We start from the raw sequence: 24,528 nt of genomic DNA, 5'->3' as shown, positions 1-24,528 counted from the left end.
CTGTCGCCAGAATGGGGGAGATTGGGTGGGGGCAGATCCTCCCCGCTCGCGGGGGAAGGGGACCGAGACGCGGAGCGGCGTGGTGGAGGCTTTCCACGCGACGCGACGCTGGAGGAGAGCCCCGTCCACCAGCCTGCGGGTGGTCCCCCGACCGTGCCGGGGAGGATCGTGTGCGGCACCGCCGAGCCCGATGGTTCCGCCTCGACGCTCCCCCGCCGCGCCGCTAAAGCCGTGCGCGTGTCGCCCGCGTTTCTCCCAGCATGACCGCCGAGACCGGCCTCGTCGCGCTCTGGCTCGCCGCCGCGCTCGCGCTGGCGCAGCTCGTCCTCGGCGCGCTCGCGCTCAAGCAGGGCGCCGACGCCGCGCGCGCCGCGCCGACGGTGCGCGCCGTCGCCACCGTGCAGGGGGTGCTCGCGCTGATCGCGATGGCGGCGCTGATCGCGGCCTTCCTCGCGTCGGACATGTCGGTCGCGCTCGTCGCCGCCAACAGCCACTCGATGAAGCCGACGCTCTACAAGTTCGCGGGCGCCTGGGGGAACCACGAGGGTTCGATGCTGCTGTGGGTCACGATCCTCGGCCTGGCCGGCGCGGCGGTGGCGCGGCTGGAGCATCGCCTGCGCGCCGACACGCTGGTTGCCACGCTGGCGGCGCAGGCGACGATCGCGCTCGGCTTCTACGCCTTCCTGCTGTTCGCCTCCAATCCGTTCGCGCGGCTCGACCCCGCGCCCGCCGACGGCGCGGGGCTCAACCCGCTGCTGCAGGACCCCGGGCTCGCCTTCCACCCGCCGACGCTCTACGCCGGCTATGTCGGCCTCTCGGTCGCCTTCTCCTTCGCGGTGGGCGCGCTGGTGACGCGCGACGTCGGCGCCGCCTTCGCGCGCGCGATGCGCCCCTGGGTGCTCGGCGCCTGGATCTTCCTGACGCTCGGCATCACCGCGGGCAGCTACTGGGCCTATTACGAGCTCGGCTGGGGCGGCTGGTGGTTCTGGGACCCGGTCGAGAACGCCAGCCTGATGCCGTGGCTCGCCGCGACCGCCTTGCTCCACTCGGTGAGCGTGCTGGCGACGCGCGACGGGCTGCGCGCCTGGACCGTGATGCTCGCCGTCGTGGCCTTCTCGATGAGCATGATCGGCACCTTCCTGGTGCGCTCGGGCATCCTCACCAGCGTCCACGCCTTCGCGGTCGACCCGCGCCGCGGCGCCTTCATCCTGGCGCTGCTGGTGATCTACATCGGCGGCGCGCTGCTGCTGTTCGGGCTGCGGATCGGGACGGTGCGGCAGGGCAAATTGTTCGAGGCGGTCAGCCGCGAGGGCTCGCTGGTGGCGAACAACCTGCTGCTCACCGTGATCCTCGGCATCGTGCTGATCGGCACCTTCTACCCGATCGTCGCCGCCGCGATGGGGGTGCAGCTCTCGGTCGGGCCGCCCTTCTTCGATTCGACCGCGGGGCCGGTGGCGCTGCTGCTCGTCGCGGTGCTCGCCGCCGGGCCGGTGATGCGCTGGCGCCGCGACGACCCCGGCGAGGTGGCGCAGCGGCTGTTCCCCGCGATCGCCGCCACCCTGTTTGCGGGGGTCGGCGCCTTCGTGCTGGGCGGCCCGATCGCGCCGCTGCCGCTGCTCGGCATCGCGCTCGGCGTCGGCCTGGCGGTGGCGAGCGTCGCGCCGCTGGCGAAGCGCAACCTGCGCCGCGCGCCGCTCCAGCTCTGGGGCATGGTGGTGGCGCATCTCGGCGTCGCGGTGTCGCTGGTCGGCATGGCGGCGAGCACCGCCTACACGCAGGAGCGGCTGGTCGCGGTCGGCACCGGCGACCCCGCGCGCGTGGCGGGCTTCACCGTGCGGCTGGAGGGCGTGCGTCCGCTGGTGGGGGACAATTGGACCGCGCTCGAGGGCCGCCTGGCGGTGACGCTCGACGATGAGGCGATCGCGGTGCTGCGCCCGCAAGTGCGCTATTTCACCACGCCGGTGACCACCACCAACGAGAGCGCGATCCTGACGCGGTGGGACGGGCAGCTCTACGCGGTGCTCGGCACGCTGGGCGAGGACGGGCGCTGGCAGCTGCGGCTGTGGTGGAAGCCGATGGTGACGCTGATCTGGTTCGGCGGTTTCCTGATCGCGCTGGGCGGCGCGCTCGCGCTGGTGGGGCATCAGTGGCGGCTGTGGCACCAGCGCCGCCGCGCCGACGCGCACGCGGAGACCGCCGCCTGGGGCGCGGCGTGAGCGCGGGCGCACAGGGGGAGGGCGCGACCGGCGCCGGGCCGCGCCACGCGCGCTGGCTGCTGTGGCTGCCGCTCTGCGCCTTCGGCATTCTGCTGGCGGTGGTGCTGTGGGGGCTGTGGCGTCCGGCCGATCGCACCGTCTACTCGGCGATGGTGGGCAAGCCGCTGCCCGCGTTCACGCTGCCCGCGATCGCGCCGGGCAAGCCGGGCGTGACCGACGCGGACTTCCGGCGCGGCGCGCCGCGGCTGCTCAACGTCTTCGCCAGCTGGTGCGTGCCCTGCGTCGCGGAGGCGCCGCAGCTGCTGACGCTCAAGGCCGCGGGCGTGCCGATCGACGCGGTGGCGATCAAGGACACGCCGGCGGACGTCACCGCCTTCCTCCAGCGCCACGGCGACCCTTATGCCAGCGTCGGCAGCGACCCGCACAGCCGGCTCCAGCTCGCGCTCGGCTCGTCGGGCGTGCCCGAGACCTTCGTGGTCGACGGGCAGGGGATCATCCGGCTCCAGCACGTCGGCGATATCCGCGCCGAGGACGTACCCGAGCTGCTCCAGGCGCTCGCGGCGGCGCGGACGCCGGGCGCGGGAGCGGCGCGGTGAGGCGCGCCGCGGCGCTGCTGGCGCTGTGGCTGGCGGTGCCGGCGATGGCGCAGACCGCGCTGCCCCCGCTCGCTTATACCCAGCTGCGCGACCCCGAGCAGGAGCGTCAGGCGCGCGCGCTGATGGAGACGCTGCGCTGCCTCGTCTGCCAGGGCCAGTCGATCGCGGACAGCGACGCCGACATGGCCGGCGAGATGCGCGCCTTGGTGCGCCAGCGCGTCGCCGCGGGGGAGTCGCCGCGCGCGGTGCGCGACTGGCTGATCGCGCGCTACGGCGACTACGTCAGCTACGACCCGCCGGTGTCGCGCGCGACGCTCCCGCTGTGGCTGGCGCCGCTGCTGCTGCTCGCGATCGGCGTGGTGGTGGCGCGCGGCTCGTTTCGGCGGCGGGGGCGTTAAGGCGGGGCGAGGCGGGCGCTCACTCGCGCGCGCAAGGCTGCTAAGGCCTCGGCCTAAAATCTGACACAACGCGTTCGGACCACCGGCGTGCTCCTGCGGATGCAGGAGGTCAGGGTCACGAGCGTCACTCGTCGTACCCTGGGCGCCGGCGCTCGCCGGAGCACGGCTCAGCTCTAAGGCAGGGCACTCGTTGCTGTCGGCCAGCCTCAACCCACCCGCGCCGCAGCGTTTCACCAGCCTCGCCATCAGCCAAATCTCGAGCGCCAGTTGAAAGTCTCGCTTAGGCGGTGATCGAGCGCCGCACCGCGGCGGGGCGGTATGTGTCGCGCTCGCGCACATACGCCAGCCCGCGTTTCAGCCACTCCTCGGGGAGCGCTCTGCCGTTCTTCTCGAAGTCCTTGAACACACCGCGCAAGTAGCTCTCGGTGATGTCGCCGACCAGAAGGCCGAGCGATCGATCGGTCTCGATGCGGTCGGCAATCTTCATGATCATCCTAGAGACTTCGTAGGGCACCGGGTTGCCATCATCGTCAACCACTGTCGTGCCACCATCGAAGGCGATGAAATTATAGCCGGTCATGGCCTTGATCGTGTCGACGTCGTCCTGCGTGTAGCCGTTTGAAACTCCTTTGCCAGTTGGACGGAGCGGATGAGAAATCGATTCTTTCATCCACTTCGCCATCATCTGATCATCGGTAAGCGGCTTTGTGAAGACCGAAGGAACCTCGACGTCTAGGAAGCGTAGAAGTCGAGGCGCGTCGCGCGGTATAAGAAGGTTGCCGAGCTGCGGCGCTCGCTCTTCTACCGAAATCATCGGTGCTTGCCTCGCGGAATCGGTGTTTGCGATTATTTTTCGCGTATCGAGCACTTCTCTGATGCTGGAGGTATGGAGCGGTGCGATAGTCGGTGAAAGGCTATGAGCTTGGCTAATTTTCATAAAATTCTCTTTACGCGAGCACGGGAGCGGAGCACGCCCCGCTCCCGTGCGACGAAACTTAGTGTCAGTAATAAAACTCTAGATGGGTCTGCTGCCTTGAGGTGTAGTTTGATTGAAATCTCTGATAAACATCTGTTTTGATCTTGATTTTGAGATAGAAAACTGTTGTTGCTTTCCGTCCTAAAAATTGGCTCGTCCTGCCTTTGTAGCCGGTGAAATCGCCCGTGCAGCCGCCCGATCCTTCACCTTTCACGCACAACTCGACTGCTATTGAGTCGTTGCTAAGGCCGTAATCTCCTACCGCCCAGGTGACGTGGTCAATTGAGCCGCTATCAGGAACGCTGCTGGGTACGCTAAGATAATCGGTCAAAGAAGTCGTTCGAATCACCCATAGCTGGCGTCTGTGTGTCCGAACCATAGCTGGCGGAGATACTGGCCGTGGCCGGCGTCGCCGCCAGGGACAGGGCCGCTGCCATAACGATCATCGTGCTGTGCTTCACGTGCGCCTCCGTTGCGAGAAGGGTGCGACATCGAGCGGGAGGGGCGATGCCTCGTCCTACTCGGTCTCATATTAGGACGGGCGCGCGGTCCAAAGTCGGCGCGCTCCTGAGGATAACTCTCAGATTGGCGCAATCGACCTAACCCTCTGGCGCCCGCGCGGCTCGAGCGCAGCCCCGCTCCTTCCGCCCCGGCCGCTTCCAAACGGCGTACCCCGCCCGCCCTATCGCCCCCGCCCAACCCCAACTTGCGGAGGATCGCGCTTATTCTTGCTGGTCGCGGCGCGCGTGCCACGCCACATATGATGCCCATGACCGACATCACCGACCGTCCCGCGCTGCTCGCCGCGATCGTCGCGCTCGCCGAGGCGGGGGGCGACATCGTGTGGCGCCACTTCACCGCCGGCTGCGCGGTGATGCACAAGAGCGACGAGAGCCCCGTCACCGCCGCCGACCGCGACGCCGAGGCGGCGATCCTCGCCGGGCTCGCGACCGTCGCCCCCGCCATACCGGTGGTCGCCGAGGAGCAGGCCGCGGCGGGCGACATCCCCGCGGTGGCCGACGCCTTCTTCCTGGTCGACCCGCTCGACGGCACCAAGGAGTTCGTCCGCCGCGGCGACGACTTCACCGTCAACATCGCGCTGGTCGAGCACGGCGTGCCCACCATGGGCGTGGTCTATGCCCCCGCGCGCGGCGCGCTCTACTGGGGCGACGTCGCGCAGGGCGCCGCCTGGACCGCCGCGCGCGCGCCGGGCGGCCCGCGCGGCACGGCGCAGCCGATCCGTGTCCGCACGTGCGGCGGCCAACCCTGCGCGGTGGCGTCGAAGAGCCACGCCATGCCCGGGCTCGACGAGTGGCTCGACGCCGGGGGAGTGAGCGAGCGCGTCGCGGTCGGCTCCAGCCTCAAGTTCGCTTTGGTGGCGTGCGGCGAGGCCGACGTCTACCCGCGCACCGGGCCGACGATGGAGTGGGACACCGCCGCGGGCGACGCGGTGCTGCGCGCCGCGGGCGGGCGCACGCTCGACGTCGACGGCGCGCCCTTCACCTACGGCAAGCCGGGCTATCGCAACGCCGGCTTCGTCGCCACCGGCGGCTACCAGCCCGCGCCGCTGCGCCCCTATCTCCGCTGAGAGCCGCCCGACGATGACGCTGACCCACCTCGACCGGCTCGAGGCCGAGAGCATCCATATCCTGCGCGAGGTGGTCGCGGTGGCGGAGCGGCCGGTGATGCTCTACTCGATCGGCAAGGACAGCGCGGTGATGCTCCATCTCGCGCGCAAGGCCTTCTATCCCGCGCCGCCGCCGTTCCCGCTGCTCCACGTCGACACGACCTGGAAGTTCCAGGCGATGTACGCGCTGCGCGACCGGGCGGCGCGCGAGGCGGGGATGGAGCTGATCGTCCACCGCAATCCCGAGGCGCTGGCGCGCGGGATCAACCCGTTCGACCACGGCGCGCTCCACACCGAATTGTGGAAGACCGAGGGGCTTAAGCAGGCGCTCGACCTGCACCGCTTCGACGCCGCGTTCGGCGGCGCGCGCCGCGACGAGGAGAAGAGCCGCGCCAAGGAGCGCATCTTCTCCTTCCGCAGCGCGACGCACCGCTGGGACCCCAAGGCGCAGCGCCCCGAATTGTGGCAGCTCTACAACGCGCGCCACGCCAAGGGCGAGAGCATGCGCGTCTTCCCGATCTCCAACTGGACCGAGCTCGACGTGTGGCAATATATCGCGCGCGAGAGGATCGAGATCGTGCCGCTCTATTTCGCCGCGCCGCGCCCGACGGTGGAGCGCGACGGGCTGCTGCTGATGGTCGACGACGAGCGCTTCCCGCTGGCGCCTGGCGAGGTGCCGGTGGAGCGCTCGATCCGCTTCCGCACGCTCGGCTGCTATCCGCTGAGCGGCGCCGTGGAGAGCGAGGCGGCGACGCTGCACGACGTGATCCGCGAGATGCTGCTCACCACCACCAGCGAGCGCCAGGGCCGCGCCATCGACCAGGACGCCGGCGCGAGCATGGAGCAGAAGAAGCAGCAGGGGTATTTCTGATGGGGGTTCGGGCGACGCAATTCCTCCCCGTGCCGCGGAGGATCTTAGAACACCCGGAAGCCAGCGCATGACCAGCTACCAGCCCGACGCGCTGATCCGCGCGGACGTCGCCGCCTATCTGGCGCGGCACGAGGAGAAGTCGCTGCTGCGCTTCCTCACCTGCGGCTCGGTCGACGACGGCAAGTCGACGCTGATCGGCCGGCTGCTCTACGACAGCAAGCACGTCTTCGAGGACCAGCTCGCCGCGCTCGAGGACGATTCGAGGCGCGTCGGCACGCAGGGCGGCAACATCGACTTCGCGCTGCTGGTCGACGGGCTCGCCGCCGAGCGCGAGCAGGGCATCACGATCGACGTCGCCTATCGCTTCTTCGCCACCGAGACGCGCAAGTTCATCGTCGCCGACACGCCCGGCCACGAGCAGTACACGCGCAACATGGTCACCGGCGCCTCCACCGCCGATCTCGCGGTGATCCTGGTCGACGCGCGCAAGGGCGTGCTGACGCAGACGCGGCGCCACTCCTATCTCGCGCAATTGCTCGGCATCCGCCACGTCGTGCTGGCGATCAACAAGATGGACCTGGTGCACTACGACCAGGGCGCGTTCGACCGCATCCGCCTGGCCTATCGCGCCTTCGCCAGCGAGATCGGCATCACCGACTTCCGCGCCATCCCGGTCTCCGGCCTCGGCGGCGACAATATCGCGACGCGCAGCCCGCACATGGGCTGGTATGACGGCCCGACGCTGATCGAGCATCTCGAGCAGGTGCCGGTGGACGCCGACCGCGCCGCGCGCGCGCCGTTCCGCCTGCCGGTGCAATGGGTCAACCGCCCCGACCTCGACTTCCGCGGCTTCGCCGGCACGATCGCGGGCGGCGCGGTGCACCCCGGCGACGCGGTGCGGATCGTCCCGTCGGGGCGGACCACCACGGTGCAGCGCATCGTCGCCATGGGCGGCGACCGCGCGCGCGCCGAGGCGGGGGAGGCGGTGACGCTGACGCTCGCCGACGAGGTCGACTGCTCGCGCGGCGACGTCATCGCCGCGTCGGACGATCCCCCAGAGGTGGCCGATCAGTTCGAGGCGACCCTGGTGTGGATGGCGGAGGAGGCGATGCTGCCGGGGCGCAGCTACGCCTTCCAGCTCGCCACGCAGAGCGCCTCGGCGGTGCTGCGCCAGCCCAAATATCAGGTCAACGTCAACACGCTGGAGCAGACCGCGGCGCGCACGCTCGAGCTCAACGCGATCGGCGTGGCGACCTTGTCGCTCGACCGGCCGATCGTGTTCCAGCCCTATGAGCAGAGCCGCGAGCTCGGCGGCTTCATCCTGATCGACAAGGCCACCAACGCCACCGTCGCGGCGGGGATGATCCGCTTCGCGCTGCGCCGCGCCAGCAACGTCCACCGCCAGCCGACCGACGTGACGCGCGAGAAGCGCGCGGCGCTCAAGAACCAGCGGCCCGCGGTGCTGTGGTTCACCGGCCTGTCGGGCGCGGGCAAGTCGACCATCGCCAACCTGGTCGAGAAGAAGCTGACGCGGATGAACCGCCACACCTTCCTGCTCGACGGCGACAACGTGCGCCACGGGCTCAACCGCGACCTCGGCTTCACCGACGCCGACCGGGTGGAGAACATCCGCCGCATCGGCGAGGTGGCGCGGCTGATGACCGACGCCGGGCTGATCGTGCTGACCGCCTTCATCTCGCCGTTCCGCGCCGAGCGCGACATGGTGCGCGCGATGCTGCCCGAGGGCGAGTTCGTCGAGGTGCACGTGGACACGTCGCTGGCGGCGGCGGAGGCCCGCGACGTCAAGGGCCTGTACGCCAAGGCGCGCGCCGGCCAGCTGGCGAACTTCACCGGGATCGACAGCCCCTACGAGCCGCCCGAGGCGCCCGAGCTGCGCGTCGACACCGCGGCGGAGAGCGCCGAGGCGGCGGCGGAGCGGATCGTGGCGTGGCTGCTGGAGCGCGAGGAATAAGGCGGCGCGCGGGGAAACGGCGGTCGACGATGGTCTCCTCAGATTTCTCCCGCATCGCGGGGAGAGGGACCGCGCCGCAAAGCGGCGTGGTGGAGGGGGTTCTCCACGAAGCGCAGCGCTTGCGGAAGGCGCCTTCCGCACAGCGCGACGGTCGCCGAGATCCCCCTCCACCACCGCGCTGACGCGCGGCGGTCCCGCTCCCCGCGCCGGGGAGGATCGAGCAGCCCACCACGATCGCGATCAGTCACATCCCGCTCGCCCCCGCGCGCGCGCTCCGCTACCGCCGCCGCACATGCGCAAGCTCCTGCTCCCCGCCGCCTTTCTCGCCTCCGCCCCGGCCGCGGCGCAGGACGCCCCCGCCGGCCCCGTCGGCTCCTCCACCCCCGACGTGGTCGTCACCGGGCGCGGGCTCGACGAGCGCGCTGGCGACCGCGCCTTCTCGATCGTCACGATCGACCAGGACCGGCTCCGCGCCAACGCCAGCGACCGGCTCGAGAGCGTGCTGGCCGACGTCGCCGGTCTCCAGCAGTTCCGCCGCTCCGACTCGCGCTCGGCCAACCCGACCAGCCAGGGCATCAGCCTGCGCGGCATCGGCGGCAACGCGTCGAGCCGCGCGCTGCTGCTGCTCGACGGCGTGCCGCAGACCGACCCGTTCGGCGGCTGGGTGCCGTTCCCGGCCTATGCCACCGATCGGCTCGGCCGCGTGCGCGTGACGCGCGGCGGCGGCAGCGGCTATCTCGGCGCGGGCGCGCTGGCCGGCACGGTCGAGCTGGAGAGCGCCGACCCGCGCCAGCTCGCCCCCGTGATGGCGTCGGTCGCCTACGGCAGCCGCGACTCGGTCGACGCCAACGCCTCGGCGACGCTGACCAGCGGCGCGGGCTTCGCCACGATCTCGGGCGCGTACCAGCGCGGCGACGGCTTCACTCCTACGGTACGCGAGGATCGCGGCCCGGCCGACCGGCCCGCGCCGTACGAGCAGGCCTCGGGCGCGGTGCGCGGGGTGATCGCGCTCGCGCCCGCGATCGAGCTCCAGGCCAACGTCTCCGCCTTCACCGACACGCGCGAGCGCGGCACCGCCTTCACCGACAATCGCAGCGAGGGCGCGGACGCCAGCCTGCGTCTGGTCGGGCGCGGCACGTGGGGCTTCACTGCGCTCGCCTATCTCCAGACGCGCGCCTTCGCGTCGCGCTTCGCCAGCGTCGACGCCGCGCGCACCCGCGCCACCGAGACGCTCAACCAATATAACACGCCCGCGACCGGCACCGGCGCGCGGCTCGAGATCGCGCCGCCGGTCGGCGAGGGGCGCGAACTGCGGCTCGGCGCCGAGTGGCGCGACGTCAGCGGGCGGACGCAGGAGCTTTACACCTTCGTCAACGCCGCGCCGACGCGCCGCCGCGTCGCCGGCGGCGACCAGCGCACCCTCGGCGCTTTCGCCGACGCCAGCGCGACGTTCGGCACGCTGACGCTCACCGCGGGCGGACGCGTCGACTGGTGGAAGATCGACGAGGGCTTCCTGCGCGAGACCCCGCTGGCCGCGGGTGCGGCGCTGACGAACGCGCGCTTCGCCGATCGCAGCGGCAGCGAGGCGACCGGCCGCGTCGGCGCGGCCTGGGCGCCGGTGAGCGCGGTGACGTTCCGCGCGGCGGGCTATCGCGGCTGGCGGCTGCCGACGCTCAACGAACTCTACCGCCCGTTCCGCGTCGGCGCGGACGCCACCGCGGCCAACGCCGCGCTGGCGCCGGAGACGCTCACCGGCGTGGACGGCGGCGTGACGGTGACCCCGGTCAGCGGCGTGGCGCTGACCGCGACCGTCTTCTGGAACCGGCTCGACGATGCCATCGCGAACGTCACCGCGGGCAACGGGCCGGGCACCTTCCCCGGCGTCGGCTTCGTCGCGGGGGCGTATCGCGTGCGGCAGAACCTCGACTCGATCCGCTCGCGCGGGGTCGAGCTCGACGCGCGCTGGACGCTCGGCGAGGTGACCGCTTCGGGCTCGTGGAGCCATGTCGACCCGCGCGTCGCGGCGAGCGGCGCGGCCGTCGCGCTCGACGGGCTCCGCCCGGCGCAGACGCCGCTCGACCAGCTCTCCGCGACGCTCGGCTGGCGGCGCGACCGGCTGGCCGCGTCGGCGACGCTGCGCCACGTCGCGCGCCAGTTCGAGGACGACCAGAACCTGCGCGCGCTGGCGCCGGCAACCACGCTCGACGGCTATCTCGCGCTGCCGCTGACGCGGACGGTGGCGGTGGAGGCGCGCGCGGAGAACCTCTTCGACGCGCGCGTCGAGGCCGGGATCAGCGGCGCCGACGTGGTCGAGCGCGCCACGCCGCGGACCTTGTGGGTGGGGCTGCGCTTCAGGGGCGGGTGACGAGGGAGATCAGCCCTCGCCCGTCCCGCGTCGGGAGAGCCACCGGAGCGCATGGCGCTGTCGTACGGTACTCGTCTCCGCGGCGCTCGTCTCGTACCGGATCTGCGGCATGGGGCCGCGATCACACCGGTGGCGGCGCCTCGCGTCACCAGCTGCCGTCCTGCGGGAAGTCGGCATAGGCGTCGTTGGGCCAGAGAAAATTGGTGTAGGTCAGCGTGACGCTGAACGACAGTGACCGCACCTGGTGCCACCAACCGACCGGGATGAAGAGCGCGTCGCCCGGGCGCAGGTCGACGACGTAGCGCCGGGCTTCGGCGGCGGCTGGGTACAGCGCCAGCCGCTCCGGGTCCTCGATGTCGTGCACATCGCTGAAGACATGGCGCCTGTTCGCGAGGCTGGCGGTCTCGCTCGGGGGTAGCAGGTGCAGCCGCTTCGTGCCGGTCACTTGTACCAGAAGGTTGTTGGTCAGGTCATGGTGGAGCGGCGTGAAGGTGCCGCTCGGGCCGACCCACAGCATGCCCTCCGGACCGTCGAGGTAAGGAAGCTGCCGGAGGTCCTCGAGTAGGGGTGCGAAAGCCCGTTGGTTCGCGCCGTTGTTGTAGGCGGTGATATAGACGTCGTTACCGTCCTTACCGGTCGCGCGCTCGATGAAACGGTCGAACGGCATCGTGCGTGTATGGCGATCCTTCGACAGCTCGAAGTCGGCGGCGGTCTCGCGATCTCCCTGGAAGGTCACCTCCGCCGATCCGACCTTGGCGACGAGCCCGGCGGGCGACCAGTCGCGGACCGCCGGCCAATCGGCCGCGACGCCCTCGACGATGACCGGCTCACCCGGGACGTAAAAAGCGTCGCGGAAGACGGCGGTGGGCAGATCGCGCAGTCGAGCGATCTCGCGCTGCGCGGGCGAGATCGCGCGCTGTCGTTCGGCGACGCGCGCCAGCCATCGGCGCCGCGCGATCAGCCTCGCGTCATCGGCCTTGCCCGACAGCGCGGCCGTGACGCGCGCACGGCGGCTGGCGCTCAGATGGAAAGCCAGGAGGTCGGGGTCGCGCGCTTCGGCGGACAAGCGGAGCGCGGCGGGACGAGGGCGTCCGTCGCCACCGTGGCGGACCGGGCAGCGCGGCGCCGGCACCTTGTCGAACGGGGGAAGTCGCAGCTTGGCCTCATGGTCGGCGGGCCCGGGACGGCCATCGGGTTGGACGCCGCGATAATAGAGCTTCTGCCATTTGTCGGCCGGGGCGGTCGGCCGCGTGCGGCTGACATGTTCCTGGAAGGCGTCGCGCGACGCGCTCCACGCGGAGAAGGCCGATTCCAGCTCCGGGGCCTCGGAGAGCGGCCGCACGACGGGCTTGATCGCCTCCAGCACGCCCCGTTGCACGGGAAAGAGGAAGCAGAAGGGCTCGTCCTCGGCGAAGCTCACCCACTCTCCCACGCGCGTGAACCGCCAATTCATCGTGAAGGTGTAGGGTGACCAGTCGGTCTCGATCACGCCGTTGAGCGCCGCCAGTCCGTCCTTGGCCGCGTTGGGAGGACCGCCCACCCAGAGGTTCCAGCCGGGCGAGGTGCGGAACAGGCCCTCCACGTGGAACGTGATCGTCCCCGAGCCGAACAGCGACACCGGCCGGTTCGCCACGTCGACGTCCGCGTCGATCTCGAGCTCCACCGCATCCGGGCTGACGCCGCCGTGCCAGCGCGCGCGGAAGGCGCAGGGGCTGCCGATCTCCCAGCCATGCGCGTTCGCGATGGCGAGCGGCAGGCAGCGGTAAGCGTAGCTCTCGGGCGTCGCGTCCATCCATTCCCGCTTCGACGACGCCGGCCGCAGTCTGGGAGTCCAGGACGGGTGGAGATAGCAGGTCAGATCCATCGATGCTTCCGCGCGAGCTCCAGGTCAGCGGTCGCGACGACGACCGCTGCGGTGGCGCCCGCCAGCCGGGTACCACGCCGCCCTGTCATCATAGGATGGCGCGATGCTTCGCTCGGCCACGCAACGCTTTTTCGTGAGAGCGGCGCCCGTCCCGCGCTCCTCCGGGCTCGTCGTGGCGTGCCCCTTCACGGTGACCGAGGTGCGCTAGAGCGTCACGATCACGCCGTCGCGCACCGTCACCGGCCAGGCCACCAGCCGCGCCCCCACGCACGGCCCCGCGACGCAGACGCCGTCCTCCACGCCGAACAGCGCGCCGTGCCACGTACAGCGCACGTGCCCGGCGGCGACATAATCGTCGAGCCGCTGTGCCAGCGGCAAGCCGGCGTGCGGGCAGCGGTCCACATAGCCGAACACCGCGTCCCCGCGGCGGACCACGAAGCCGTGGAACCGCCCAGCGCGCAGCTGGAGAACGAAGTTGCGCGCGGCGCCGTCCGCGATCGCGGCGAGCGGCGCCAGTGTCACCCCCGGCGGCGTCGTCGCGACGCGCGTGCCCGTTGGCTCCCCCTCGCTCACGCGCGCGGCGGCACCTGCGCCTTGGGAAAATCCTTCCACACGGCATCGTAGTCGAGCTGCGCGTGCGCCAGCGCGTGCGCCGTCGGCCGGTACGGCCAGCAGCTCTCCAGCATGAACGCCATCGTGCCCTCGATCCTGTGCGGTTTGAGCTCGGCCTCCGACGCGCCGCGCCAGCTCGCCAGGTCGGGGCCGTGCCCGGCCATCATGTTGTGCAGCGACACGCCGCCGGGGCGGAAGCCCTCGGCCTTGGCGTCATAGGCGCCGGTGATCAGCCCCATCGCCTCGCTCATCACGTTGCGGTGGAACCACGGCGGCCGGAACGTGTCCTCCGCCACCATCCAGCGCGGCGGGAAAATGACGACGTCCGCGTTGGCGCGGCCGGGCACGTCGCTGGGGCTGGTCAGCAAGGTGAAGATCGACGGGTCAGGATGGTCGAAGCTGACGGTGTTGATCGTCATGAAGCGCGCCAGGTCGTAGCGCCACGGCGCGAGGTTGCCGTGCCACGCCACGACGTCGAGCGGGCTGTGGTCGAGCGTGGTGGTCCATAGCGCGCCGAGGAACTTCTGGATCACCTCGGTCGCGCGATCGCTGTCTTCATAGCGCGCGACCGGAGTCTCGAAATCGCGCGGGTTGGCGAGACCGTTGGCGCCGATCGGGCCGAGATCGGGCAGGCGGAACAGCGCGCCGTGGTTCTCCGCGACATAGCCGCTGGCCTCGCCGTCGGGCAGCGTGGCGCGGAAGCGCACCCCGCGCGGCACCAGCGCGACCTGCCCGGGCGCGACGTCGACGCGGCCGAGCTCGGTGTCGAGCCGCAGTCGCCCCGCCTGCGGCAGGAACAGCAGCTCGCCGTCGGCGTCCATGAAGACGCGGTCGGTCATGTCGCGGTTGGCGGCATAGACGTGGAGCGCGACCCCCTCCAGCTCGGCGGGATCGCGGTTGGCGAGCATCGTCGCCATGCCGTCGATCAGGTCGGTCGGCGCCTCCGGCGCGGCGAGCGGATCCCAGCGCAGCCGGTTGGGCGCGAGCGGCGCGGCGTCGGTGCCGGGGGCGAACAGCGGCGCGCCGGGGTATCGCTGATAGGGCGGGTGCTCGGCGGTGGGGCGCAGCCGGTACAGCCAGGAGCGGCGATTCTCGTGGCGCGGCGCGGTGAAGGCGGTGCCGGAGAGCTGCTCGGCGTAGAGGCCGAAGGCGGGCCGCTGCGGCGAGTTGCGCCCGATCGGCAGCGCGCCGGGCGCCGCCTCGGTCGAGACGTGGTTGCCGAAGCCGGGGATGTAGTCGCTCATGCGCCGCTCTCCTGTCGATGGTTGCCGCGTGAAGGGTCGGGCCGATCGCCGTCAGCGACGCTGGTCACGGCACACGGCTCGGTCTTCCACTTCCTTCGTCGGTCGATCACGACGTGCCCCTTTCCTCTGTCATCGCCCCTTCCACCGTCATCGCCCGCCATTATCCGTCATCCCCGCGCAGGCGGGCATCCATAAACGCGGACGTCGGTGAGAGAGGCGCCCCGTCAGCGCGTCTGGATCCCCGCCTGCGCGGGGATGACGGACGAGGAAGGGGCGGACGAGGAAGGGGCGGGGGCGACGATGCAGGGGCCTGTCCGTTGCTCGCCTGCCGCCCCGCTACCCGCCATCTGCCGCCCGCTCACGCGTCCACGGTGATCACCCCGCGGCGGATCTGGTCGAGCTCGATCGACTCGTACAGCGCCTGGAAATTGCCGTTGCCGAAGCCCTGGTTGCCCTTGCGCTGGATGATCTCGAAGAAGATCGGCCCCACCATCGTCTCGGTGAAGATCTGCAGCAGCAGCCCCTCCTCGCCGACGTTGCCGTCGATCAGGATGCGGTTCTTGCGCAGCCGCTCCAGGTCCTCGCCGTGGTCGGGCACGCGCTGGTCGACCAGCTCGTAATAGGTCTCGATCGTGTCCTGCAGCTTCACCCCGCGCGCGCGCAGCTTCTCCACGGTGGCGTAGATGTCGTCGGTGGTGAGCGCGAGGTGCTGAATGCCCTCGCCGTTGTAGTCGCGGATGAACTCCTCGATCTGGCTCTTGTCGTCCTGGCTCTCGTTGAGCGGGATGCGGATCGCGCGATCGGGCGCGATCATCGCCTGGCTGAAGAGCCCGGTCGCCTTGCCCTTGATGTCGAAGTACTTCTGCTCCTCGAAGCCGAAGATCTGGCCGTAGAACTCGGCCCACACGCGCATCTGCCCGCGACGCACGTTGTGGGTGAGATGGTCGAGCAGGTCGAGCCCGACATCGTTCGCCGCCATCGCCGCGGCCGCGCCGGGCACCTGGTCCCAGCCGTCGTAGATCGAACCCGTCGCGCCGTGGCGGTCGACGAGGTACAGCAGCGAGCCGCCGATCCCCTCCAGCGCTGGGACGTCGTCGAGCGCCTGGCCCGCCGGCGCCGGCTTCGCACCGCGCGCGATCGCGGCGTCACAGGCGGCGCGCGCGTCCTGCACGCGGAACGCCATCGCGCTCGCCGACGGGCCGTGCGCGGCGCGGAAGGCGGCGGCGTGGCCGCCGGGCTCGCGGTTGATCAGCAGGTTGATGCGGCCCTGCTGGTAGCGGGTCAGCGCGCGCGTGGGATGAGTCGCGGTGGCGACGAAGCCGAGCGCCTCGAACTGCGCCGCCAGCGCGTCCGCGTCTGGGGCGGTGAACTCGCAGAACTCGAAGCCGTCGAGCCCCATCGGATTGACGTCGATATGCTGCATGGTCGGTCTCGCAATGGTATCGCGTGAGACGATATCAGGGGAGACTAGGTGAGGTCAACGTAGGGGGCGGCGATAACGTGTTCCCACGCGTACCGGCGGAGGCGGGGGCCCAGCCGCGTGCCGTCGACGAGAGCCACAACCGCCTCGCCACCTGGGTCTCGGCCTTCGCCGGGGCACAGCAACGGGCGGGAGCTTAGCGCCTCCTCTCCCCGCGATGGGGCGTCCTCCTAAGATCGTCCCGGGATCCACCCCGCGCACACCCCGTCGGTGCGATGCCTGCGGACCGAGGATCCTCAGACGAGTTCAGGATGACGCTGGAAGAGGGGTGCGCGGGCGCTCACCGTGCCGCCGAGGGAACGCCCGCCCGCGCGCCCTCGTTGCGCCTCCGGAACACCATCGCAGGGAGCATCGATGGCCGCGCTGACCCGACCGCTGCGCGCGTGGACGCGCGAGATGCCCGACTGGCTGCTCGGCATCGTCTATGTCGCGGCGGCGGTGGCGCTGGCGCTGGTGATGCACCGCCTGATCGTCTGGGTGGCGCGGCGCACGACCCGCGCGCGCCCCGACAGCACCGCCGCGGTGTTCGTCGAGCGCGTGCGCAAGCTGCTGCGCTGGCTGCTGATCGCGATCGCGCTGGCGGCGGTGCAGCCCGCGCTCGATCTCAGCCGCGGCGCCGCCACCCTGTGGGCGCGGCTCTCCGCGCTGCTGGTGCCGGGGCTGATGGGCTGGTGCGCGATCGTCGCGATCGGGACGGTGATCGACGTGATGATGCGCCGCGCCGACATCAGCGTGGAGGACAATCTGCGCGCGCGCCGGCGCCGCACCCGGCTCGGTATCCTGCGCCAGATCATCGTCTCGGTGGTGCTGCTGGTGACGATCTGCACGATGCTGATGACGATCCCCACCGTCCGCAGCCTGGGCGTGACGCTGGCGGCCTCGGCGGGTCTCGCCGGCCTCGCGGTGGGCGCCGCCGCGCAGCCCGCGCTCAAGAATCTGATCGCTGGCTTCCAGATGATCTTCACCGAGCCGATCCGGATCGACGACGTGGTGATCATCGACGGCGAATGGGGGCGGATCGAAGAGATCCGGCTGACCTATGTCGTCGTCAAGATCTGGGACGAGCGCCGACTGGTGGTGCCCGTCTCCAAGTTCCTCGAGCAGAGCTTCCAGAACTGGACGCGGCAGTCGAGCGCCCTGCTGGGCAGCGTGTTCTGGTATCTCGACCCGGCGGTGGACGTCGAGCGGCTGCGCGTGAAGCTGGGTGAGATCGTCACGAGCAACCCGCGCTGGGACAAGCGCTTCTGGAACCTGCAGGTGACCGACACCAAGCCCGACGGCTCGCTCGAACTGCGCGGGCTGATGACCGCGCGCGATGCGTCCACCGCGTTCGACCTGCGCTGTGACGCGCGCGAGGCGCTGCTGGCGTACATCCGTGCCGAGATGCCCGAGGCGCTGCTGCGGCGTCGGGTGGTGGTGGAGAGTGAGGTCAGCCGCTCGGCCTGATGGCGTTCTCCCCTCTCTTCAGGGGAGAAGTCGGGGGTGCGGGGCTGTCCGCCAACGCCGCGCGAAGGGAAACGCCCTATCCCGACCCTCTCCTGAAGGGGAGAGGTCGGTGCTCAGAGTCCGATGATCTCCCCTCCGCCTGAGCGGAACGTCGCGTCATCGAGATCACGCTCTCCCACCCACGTCATCCCGGCCTTGAGCGGGCGTTCATAACTCCGCGAGGGCGACGGCTCAGGCGTTCGCGGAACGATGGATCCCGGCGCCAGGCCGGGACAAGGTGGGTCTCGCGACGGGGAGCGCCCCGCGCTATTCCGCCGCTTCGCTCAGCTCGACCCGCTCCAGCGCGCCGAGGAACTCGCTCGCCCACCACGTCACGTCCTGCCTCTGGACGCCCTCCATCAGCGCCTCCCAGCGGCGCACGCGCTCGTCGCGCGGCATGCGAAGCGCCTGCCAGATCGCGTCGGACACCTCCTCCGCGCTATATGGGTTGACCAGCAGCGCCTCGCCCATCTGCTCGGCCGCGCCGGCGAAGCGCGACAGCACCAGCACGCCCGGGTCGGCGGGGTCCTGCGCGGCGACATATTCCTTCGCCACCAGGTTCATGCCGTCGCGCAGCGGGGTCACCAACCCGATCTTGGCGGCGCGATAGATGCCGGCGAGCTGGTCGCGCGGATAGCCCTGGTTGACGTACCGCACCGGCACCCAGTCGACGTCGGCGTACTCGCCGTTGATCCGCCCCGAGATCTGCTCGAGCGAGGTGCGGATCCGCTGGTAACTCTCCACCGAGACGCGACTGGGGGGCGCGATCTGGAGCAGGAAGACTTCCTTGCGCTCCTCGGGATGCTCGATCAGGAATCGCTCGTAGCCGAGGAAGCGCTCCTCCAGCCCCTTGGAATAGTCGAGCCGGTCGACGCCGACGATCATGTCGCGCCCGGTCGCGCTGTCGCGCATGCGGCGATAGGCGAGCCGCGCCGCGACGCCCTTCGACATCTCCGCGAACTCGGCGGCGTCGATCCCGATCGGGCAGGCGACCAGCTTGACGCAGCGGTCGCCCAGCCGGGCGATGCCGTGCTCGTCCACGGTCGCGCCCATGTCGTGCACCGCGAAGTCGCGGAACGAGTCGAGCCACTCCGCGGTGTGGAAGCCGATCAGGTCGTAGGCGAACAGCGTCTCCACCAGCTCCTGCGCGTTGGGCAAGGTGCCGAGCAGCCGGCGCGGCGGCCAGGGGATGTGGAGGAAGAAGCCGATCTTGTTGCGGCAGCCGCGCTGGCGCAGCTCGGCGCCGAGCGGGAACATGTGATAGTCCTGGATCCATACCAGGTCGTCGGGCTCGATCAGCGGGCGGACGGTGTCCGCGAAGCGCTGGTTGGTGCGCTGATAGCCGCCGGCGAACTCGCGCTCATATTCCGCCAGGTCGATCCGGTAATGGAACAGCGGCCACAACGTGCGATTGGCGTAGCCGTCGTAATATTCCTGGACGTCCTGTTCTTCGAGGTCGACCGTCGCGGTGGTGACGCCCTGGTTGCGCTGGAAGTTGATATGGCCGGTGAAATGGTCGGTCTGCTCGCCCGACCAGCCGAACCACAATCCGCCGCGGTCGCGCAGTGCCGCCGCCATCGCCACCGCCAGCCCGCCCTGTGCCCCCGAGGTGGAACCCTTGGGCGCGGTGACACGGTTCGAGATGACGATCAGACGACTCAACGGATACTACTCCAGGGTTTGCTCAGCATGCTGGCGCAGTTGATCATGCCGACCAGCGAATAGGTCTGCGGATAGTTTCCCCACAGTTCGCCACTATGGGGATCGATGTCCTCCGACAGCAGCCCGGCGGCGGTGCAGCGCGACAGCATCTCCTCGAAGAGCGCGCGCGCCTCGTCGCTGCGGCCGGTGAGATACAAGGCCTCGATCAGCCAGAAGGTGCAGACGTTGAAGGCGGTCTCGGGCAGGCCGAAATCGTCCTCGGTGTCGTAGCGCAGCATGGTCGAGCCGCGGCGCAGGCCGGTCTCGATCGCCGCCAGCGTGTCGAGGAAGCGGGGGTCGTCGGCCTCGAGGAAGCGCAGGTCGAGCAGCTGGAGCACGCTGGCGTCGAGGTCGTCGCCCGCGAAGGTGGCGGACATGCGCCGAGTCTCCTCGCGCCACGCCGCGCCCTCGATGCGCGCGCGGATCACCTGCGCGCGCTCGGCCCACACCGCCTGGCGCTCGGCCAGCCCGAGCCGCTCGGCGGCGTTGGCGAGCCGGTCGCACGCCGCCCAGCACATCGCGCTGGAATAGGTGTGGACGCTCTGCCGCGTGCGCAGCTCCCACAGGCCGGCGTCGGGCTGGTCGTAATAGGCCCAGGCGCGCTCGCCGACTCGCTCCAGCGCCTCGAAATCCTCGATGCCGCTCGCGCGGAACAGGCGATGGTCGAAGAAGGCGTGGACCGAGCACAGCACGATCTGGCCGTAGGCGTCGTGCTGGATCTGCTCGGCCGCCTGATTGCCGACGCGCACCGGCCCCATGCCGCGATAGCCGGCGAGCTGCTCCTCGATCCGCTCGGGCAGCTGCGCCTCGCCGAGGACGCCGTACAGTGGCTGAATATGCCCCCCGCGCGCGGCGTCGACGATGTTGCGGAGGTAACCGAGATAGCCCTCCAGCACGTCGAGCGCGCCGAGCCGGTTGAGCGCCTGCACGGTATAATATGCGTCGCGGATCCAGCAGTAGCGATAGTCCCAGTTGCGCTGCGACCCGGCGTGCTCGGGCACCGAGGTGGTCAGCGCCGCGACGATCGCCCCGGTCTCCTCGTGCTGGCACAGTTTGAGCGTGATCGCGCAGCGGATCACGGTCTCCTGCCACTCGAGCGGGACGGCGAGACCGCGCACCCAGCCCTGCCACTCCTGCGTGGTCCGGTAGAGCATCAGGTCGACGGTGCTGGCGAGGTCGCCCTGGAAGCTCTCGTCCGGCCCGAGGAAGAAGTGGAGCGGGCGCTCGACGCGGAAGGCGTGCTCGCCCTGCACCATCGCGATCGGTGCGGTGGTGGTGAGCCGCAGCGCGATCGTGTCGAGCAGCAGCCGCAGGTGGTTGGAGCCGCCGATCTGCTCGCGGCAGCCGCCGCCCCAGCCGCAGGTCGGGCGCAGCTTCACCCGCACGCGCGGGCTGCCCGCGACCGGGCGGACGATCCGCGCGTAGCCGACGGGGCGATAGGTGCGCCCCTCGCGCTGGAACCGCGGGCAGAAATCGATCACCTCGATCGCGCCGCCGTGACTGTCCATGTGGCGCGTGACCAGGATCGGGGTGTTGCGGATATATTCCTGTTCGACCGAGACGCTGTCCTCGATCTCGATCCCCCAATAGCCGCTGTCTGGCGCCTCGCCGCCGAGCAGCGACGAGAACAAAGGGTCACCGTCGACGCGCGGCACGCAGCCCCAGACGAAGCGCCCCTGCCGGTCCACCAGCGCGCTCACCTGGCAATTGCCGATCGGCCACAGGTCGAGGTTGGTCATCACGTCTCCGTCGGGTGAGGGGAGGGGCAGGCGGCGGCGAGCCAGGCGAGCGCGGCGGCGACGTCGTCGAGCCGGTAGGCGGCCGCGGTGTCGCGCGCCGGGCCCACCAGCACGCCCGCGCCACTCTGGGCGCGCGCGGCGGCGAAGCCCGCCTCGTCGGTCACGTCGTCCCCCATGAACACAGGACGCGTGTGGCGCCGCGCGGGTTCCGCCATCAGCAGGTCAACCGCGCTGCCCTTGTCGCGCCCGCGCAGGCGCAGCTCGGCGACCATCTTGCCGTGCTGTACCTTGAGGTCGTGCGTCGCGGCGAGTTCGTCGGCGAGCGCGGTCACCGCCGCCTCGGCGTCGGGGGCCCGGCGATAATGGAGGCCGACGCCGAAGGGCTTGTCCTCGATCAGCACGCCGGGGTGGTCCGCGGCGAGGTCGCGCGCGGCGGCGAGCGCCTGGTCGAGCGCGGGCGGGCGCTCGGGGGCGTAGCAGCCGCCCTCGGCGCCCGCGATCTCGAGCCCATGGCTGCCGGCGACGGTGAGCAGCGCGGGCGCGAGCAGCGCGCGCACCTCCGCCACCGGGCGCCCGCTGACGATCGCGACGCGGCCGTCGAGCGCGTCGATGAGGCGCGCGAGCAGGCCCGGGACGTGCTCGGCGACCGCGACCGCGTCGGGCGTATCGGCGATCTCGACCAGCGTGCCGTCGAAGTCGAGGAACAGGCTGGCGTCGCGGAGCAGGTCGACGGGCGGGGACGGGAGCGCGGTCATGCCGCGCGTGGTGACGCCAAGGGGCGGGGGATGCAATGGGGTGCGGCTGGTCAAGATCCTCCCCGTCATGCGGGGAGGATCTGCTCACTGATCGACGCACTCCTTCAAAGACACGCCTTTAATCGATTTTACTCGCGTCATCGGAACGTCCTATCCCGCCGTTAACGGTGGCGTACCGCCGCGCACGAGCGCGCGGGCCACGATGCTGAGGAGAGCGAGCATGGACGCGAAGACGGGCGAAGTAGGCGGCGGCTGCCCCGTCGTCGGGCACGGCGGGGGCAATCGCTCGAAGCGCCAGGGCAATCGCGAGTGGTGGCCGGAGGGGCTCAGCCTCACCGCGCTCAACCAGCACTCGCCGCGCTCCAACCCGCTCGGCGCCGACTTCGACTATGCCGCGGCGTTCCAGACGCTCGACCTTGACGCGGTGATGGCCGATCTCAAGGCGCTGATGACCGACTCGCAGGACTGGTGGCCGGCCGATTTCGGCCATTATGGCGGCCTGTTCATCCGCCTCGCCTGGCACTCGGCGGGCACCTATCGCATCACCGACGGGCGCGGTGGCGCGGGCGGCGGGCAGCAGCGCTTCGCCCCGCTCAACTCCTGGCCCGACAATGCCAGCCTCGACAAGGGCCGTCGCCTGCTGTGGCCGATCAAGCAGAAGTACGGCAACGCGCTGAGCTGGGCCGACCTGTTCGTGCTCGTCGGCAATGCCGCGCTCGAGTCGATGGGGTTCAAGACCTTCGGCTTCGCCGGCGGCCGCGCCGACACCTGGGAGCCCGAGGAGCTGTTCTGGGGCCCCGAGGGCACCTGGCTCGGCGACGAGCGCTACTCGGGCGAGCGCCAGCTCCACCCCGGGCTGGGCGCGGTGCAGATGGGCCTCATCTACGTCAACCCCGAGGGCCCCAACGGCGAGCCCGACCCGGCGCGCTCGGCGATCGACATCCGCGAGACGTTCGGCCGCATGGCGATGAACGACGAGGAGACGGTGGCGCTGGTCGCCGGCGGCCACACGTTCGGCAAGACGCACGGCGCGGGTGACCCGTCGTTCATCGGCGTCGAGCCCGAGGGCGCGGTCATCGAGGACCAGGGGCTCGGCTGGCGCAGCAAGTTCGAGAGCGGGGTCGGCCCGCACGCGATCACCTCGGGGCTCGAGGTGACGTGGAGTCAGACCCCGACGCAATGGTCGAACCGCTATTTCGAGAATCTGTTCGGCTTCGAGTGGGAACTCACCAAGAGCCCCGCGGGCGCACACCAGTGGGTCGCCAAGGACGCCCCCGAGGACGTGCCCGACGCGTTCGATCCGAACAAGAAGCACCGCCCGACGATGCTCACCTCGGACCTCGCGCTGCGCGCCGACCCGATCTACGAGAAGATCTCGCGCCGCTTCCTCGAGAATCCAGATGAGTTCGCCGACGCCTTCGCGCGCGCCTGGTTCAAGCTGACCCACCGCGACATGGGGCCGCGCGAGCGCTATCTCGGCAAGCTGGTGCCGGAAGAGACGCTGATCTGGCAGGACCCGATCCCGGCGCTCGACCATCCCGTGATCGAGGCGAGCGAGATCGCTGAGCTCAAGGCCAAGCTGCTCGACCTCGGCTTCACCGTGCCGCAGCTGGTGTCGGTCGCCTGGGCCTCGGCCTCGACCTTCCGCGGCTCGGACAAGCGCGGCGGCGCCAACGGCGCGCGCATCCGCTTCGCGCCGCAGAAGGACTGGGACGTCAACGATCCCGCGCTGCTCGCGCAGGTCCTGCCGAAGCTGGAGCAGGTCAAGGCCGAGTTCGACGCCGCTGCCACCGGCGGCAAGAAGGTGTCGATCGCCGACCTGATCGTGCTGGCGGGCACCGCCGCGGTGGAGAAGGCGGCGCGCGACGGCGGCGTCGACGTCGAGGTGCCGTTCACCCCCGGCCGGATGGACGCGAGCGAGGAGTGGACCGACGCGCACTCGTTCCAGGCGCTCAAGCCGATGGCCGACGGCTTCCGCAACTACTACTGGGACGGCGCCTTCATGGCCCCCGAGGAGGCTTTGGTCGACAAGGCGCAGCTGCTGCGGCTGTCGGCGCCCGAGATGACCGTGCTGGTCGGCGGGTTGCGCGTGCTCGGCGCCAATGCGTTCGACGCCAAGGAAGGCGTGTTCACCGACCGCGTCGGCGTGCTGAGCAACGACTTCTTCGTCAACCTGCTGACGATGGAGAACGAGTGGGTCGCGACCGAGTCGAACAACCGCTTCCAGGGCCTGAACCGCAAGACCAAGGCGCCGACCTGGACCGCCACCCGCGTCGACCTGATCTTCGGCTCGCAGTCCGAGCTGCGCGCCCAGGCCGAGGTCTATGCCCAGTCGGACTCGAAGGAGAAGATGGTCCGCGACTTCGTCAAGGCGTGGGACAAGGTGATGAACGCAGACCGCATCGACCAGCTCAAGCCGGCCGACGCGTTCAGCCAGAAGCTGTCGGCCTGAGCTGAGGCAGCGACCCCGTTGTACGTCGGCGGGGTCGCGTCTTCCTTGACAACCTGATCCATTCCTTTGTGTCGCTACCGTGCTCCTGCGCAAGCAGGAGCCCAGGGCGACGGGCGTGATCCCTGCGGCCCTGGGCTCCGGCGTTCGCCGGAGCCCAGGGCGGGCTTAACCTTAG

The 24,528-nt window shown here is 70.6% G+C and carries 18 protein-coding genes; 9 read left to right on the top strand and 9 right to left on the bottom strand.

Annotation, left to right across the window (positions count from 1 at the left end; genetic code table 11):
• The first annotated feature begins 260 nt into the window (after positions 1-260).
• The 3 genes from FHY05_RS13600 to FHY05_RS13590 are packed head-to-tail and all read left to right on the top strand — an operon-like array spanning position 261 to position 3,210.
• On the top strand, positions 261-2,216 hold the full coding sequence (locus FHY05_RS13600; RefSeq protein ID WP_183945004.1) for a heme lyase CcmF/NrfE family subunit: 1,956 nt from the start codon (positions 261-263) through the stop codon (positions 2,214-2,216).
• Positions 2,213-2,812 carry a DsbE family thiol:disulfide interchange protein gene (locus tag FHY05_RS13595; RefSeq protein ID WP_183945003.1) on the top strand — a complete coding sequence of 200 codons (600 nt, stop codon included), beginning with the start codon at positions 2,213-2,215 and terminating at the stop codon, positions 2,810-2,812. Before FHY05_RS13600 ends, FHY05_RS13595 begins: the two co-directional genes overlap by 4 nt.
• On the top strand, positions 2,809-3,210 hold the full coding sequence (locus FHY05_RS13590; RefSeq protein ID WP_311732479.1) for a cytochrome c-type biogenesis protein: 402 nt from the start codon (positions 2,809-2,811) through the stop codon (positions 3,208-3,210). The genes FHY05_RS13595 and FHY05_RS13590 overlap by 4 nt, the downstream gene beginning before the upstream one ends.
• 280 nt (positions 3,211-3,490) lie before the next feature.
• Here the strand turns inward: FHY05_RS13590 and FHY05_RS13585 are convergent, their stop codons facing one another.
• A complete protein-coding gene (locus FHY05_RS13585) occupies positions 3,491-4,147 on the bottom strand; it encodes a hypothetical protein (RefSeq protein ID WP_183945002.1) in 657 nt (218 codons plus the stop codon).
• 64 nt (positions 4,148-4,211) lie between these two features.
• Complete coding sequence (locus tag FHY05_RS13580; RefSeq protein ID WP_183945001.1) at positions 4,212-4,517, bottom strand: hypothetical protein; 306 nt, start codon at positions 4,515-4,517, stop codon at positions 4,212-4,214.
• A gap of 438 nt (positions 4,518-4,955) precedes the next feature.
• On the opposite strand from FHY05_RS13580, the gene cysQ reads away from it, so the two are divergent.
• The 4 genes from cysQ to FHY05_RS13560 all read left to right on the top strand — a co-directional run bounded on the left by cysQ (position 4,956) and on the right by FHY05_RS13560 (position 11,021).
• Entirely contained in the window at positions 4,956-5,774 is an 819-nt protein-coding gene (gene cysQ / locus FHY05_RS13575) for a 3'(2'),5'-bisphosphate nucleotidase CysQ (protein ID WP_221191197.1), read from the top strand.
• A gap of 13 nt (positions 5,775-5,787) precedes the next feature.
• Complete coding sequence (cysD, locus tag FHY05_RS13570; RefSeq protein ID WP_183944999.1) at positions 5,788-6,684, top strand: sulfate adenylyltransferase subunit CysD; 897 nt, start codon at positions 5,788-5,790, stop codon at positions 6,682-6,684.
• 67 nt (positions 6,685-6,751) lie between these two features.
• Entirely contained in the window at positions 6,752-8,656 is a 1,905-nt protein-coding gene (cysN, locus tag FHY05_RS13565; RefSeq protein ID WP_183944998.1) for a sulfate adenylyltransferase subunit CysN, read from the top strand.
• 292 nt (positions 8,657-8,948) lie between these two features.
• A complete protein-coding gene (locus FHY05_RS13560) occupies positions 8,949-11,021 on the top strand; it encodes a TonB-dependent receptor (protein ID WP_183944997.1) in 2,073 nt (690 codons plus the stop codon).
• A gap of 145 nt (positions 11,022-11,166) precedes the next feature.
• On the opposite strand, the gene FHY05_RS22280 is transcribed toward FHY05_RS13560, so the two are convergent.
• From FHY05_RS22280 to hppD, 4 genes are all read right to left on the bottom strand, one after another.
• Positions 11,167-12,885 carry a DUF6065 family protein gene (locus FHY05_RS22280; RefSeq protein ID WP_221191196.1) on the bottom strand — a complete coding sequence of 573 codons (1,719 nt, stop codon included), beginning with the start codon at positions 12,883-12,885 and terminating at the stop codon, positions 11,167-11,169.
• Between the two features lie 204 nt (positions 12,886-13,089).
• Positions 13,090-13,458, bottom strand: coding sequence for a Rieske (2Fe-2S) protein (locus FHY05_RS13545; RefSeq protein WP_183944996.1), 369 nt, complete (start codon positions 13,456-13,458; stop codon positions 13,090-13,092).
• On the bottom strand, positions 13,455-14,741 hold the full coding sequence (hmgA, locus tag FHY05_RS13540) for a homogentisate 1,2-dioxygenase (RefSeq protein ID WP_183944995.1): 1,287 nt from the start codon (positions 14,739-14,741) through the stop codon (positions 13,455-13,457). The genes FHY05_RS13545 and hmgA overlap by 4 nt, the downstream gene beginning before the upstream one ends.
• 358 nt (positions 14,742-15,099) lie before the next feature.
• Positions 15,100-16,164 (bottom strand): 4-hydroxyphenylpyruvate dioxygenase, encoded by a 1,065-nt coding sequence (hppD, locus tag FHY05_RS13535; RefSeq protein ID WP_183944994.1) that lies wholly within the window; start codon positions 16,162-16,164, stop codon positions 15,100-15,102.
• A 411-nt stretch (positions 16,165-16,575) separates the two neighbouring features.
• Between hppD and FHY05_RS13530 the strand changes: the two genes are divergently transcribed.
• Positions 16,576-17,667, top strand: a complete 1,092-nt coding sequence (locus FHY05_RS13530; protein ID WP_260181555.1) for a mechanosensitive ion channel family protein — start codon at positions 16,576-16,578, stop codon at positions 17,665-17,667.
• Positions 17,668-17,973: 306 nt separating this feature from the next.
• Here the strand turns inward: FHY05_RS13530 and FHY05_RS13525 are convergent, their stop codons facing one another.
• From FHY05_RS13525 to otsB, 3 genes are read right to left on the bottom strand one after another with little or no spacing between them, the layout of a single operon-like run.
• Positions 17,974-19,368 carry a trehalose-6-phosphate synthase gene (locus tag FHY05_RS13525; protein ID WP_183944993.1) on the bottom strand — a complete coding sequence of 465 codons (1,395 nt, stop codon included), beginning with the start codon at positions 19,366-19,368 and terminating at the stop codon, positions 17,974-17,976.
• Positions 19,365-21,146 carry a glycoside hydrolase family 15 protein gene (locus tag FHY05_RS13520; protein ID WP_183944992.1) on the bottom strand — a complete coding sequence of 594 codons (1,782 nt, stop codon included), beginning with the start codon at positions 21,144-21,146 and terminating at the stop codon, positions 19,365-19,367. Before FHY05_RS13520 ends, FHY05_RS13525 begins: the two co-directional genes overlap by 4 nt.
• On the bottom strand, positions 21,146-21,901 hold the full coding sequence (gene otsB / locus FHY05_RS13515) for a trehalose-phosphatase (RefSeq protein ID WP_183944991.1): 756 nt from the start codon (positions 21,899-21,901) through the stop codon (positions 21,146-21,148). The genes FHY05_RS13520 and otsB overlap by 1 nt, the downstream gene beginning before the upstream one ends.
• A gap of 220 nt (positions 21,902-22,121) precedes the next feature.
• Between otsB and katG the strand changes: the two genes are divergently transcribed.
• Positions 22,122-24,353: a catalase/peroxidase HPI gene (gene katG / locus FHY05_RS13510; RefSeq protein WP_183944990.1), complete on the top strand. Its 2,232-nt coding sequence runs from the start codon at positions 22,122-22,124 to the stop codon at positions 24,351-24,353.
• The last annotated feature ends 175 nt before the right edge of the window (positions 24,354-24,528 follow it).

The organism is Sphingomonas sp. BK580 (assembly GCF_014194975.1).
Classification (GTDB): domain Bacteria; phylum Pseudomonadota; class Alphaproteobacteria; order Sphingomonadales; family Sphingomonadaceae; genus Sphingomonas.
Note: the sequence above shows the minus strand (reverse complement) of the source record. Positions and strands in the feature narration are given on the sequence as shown.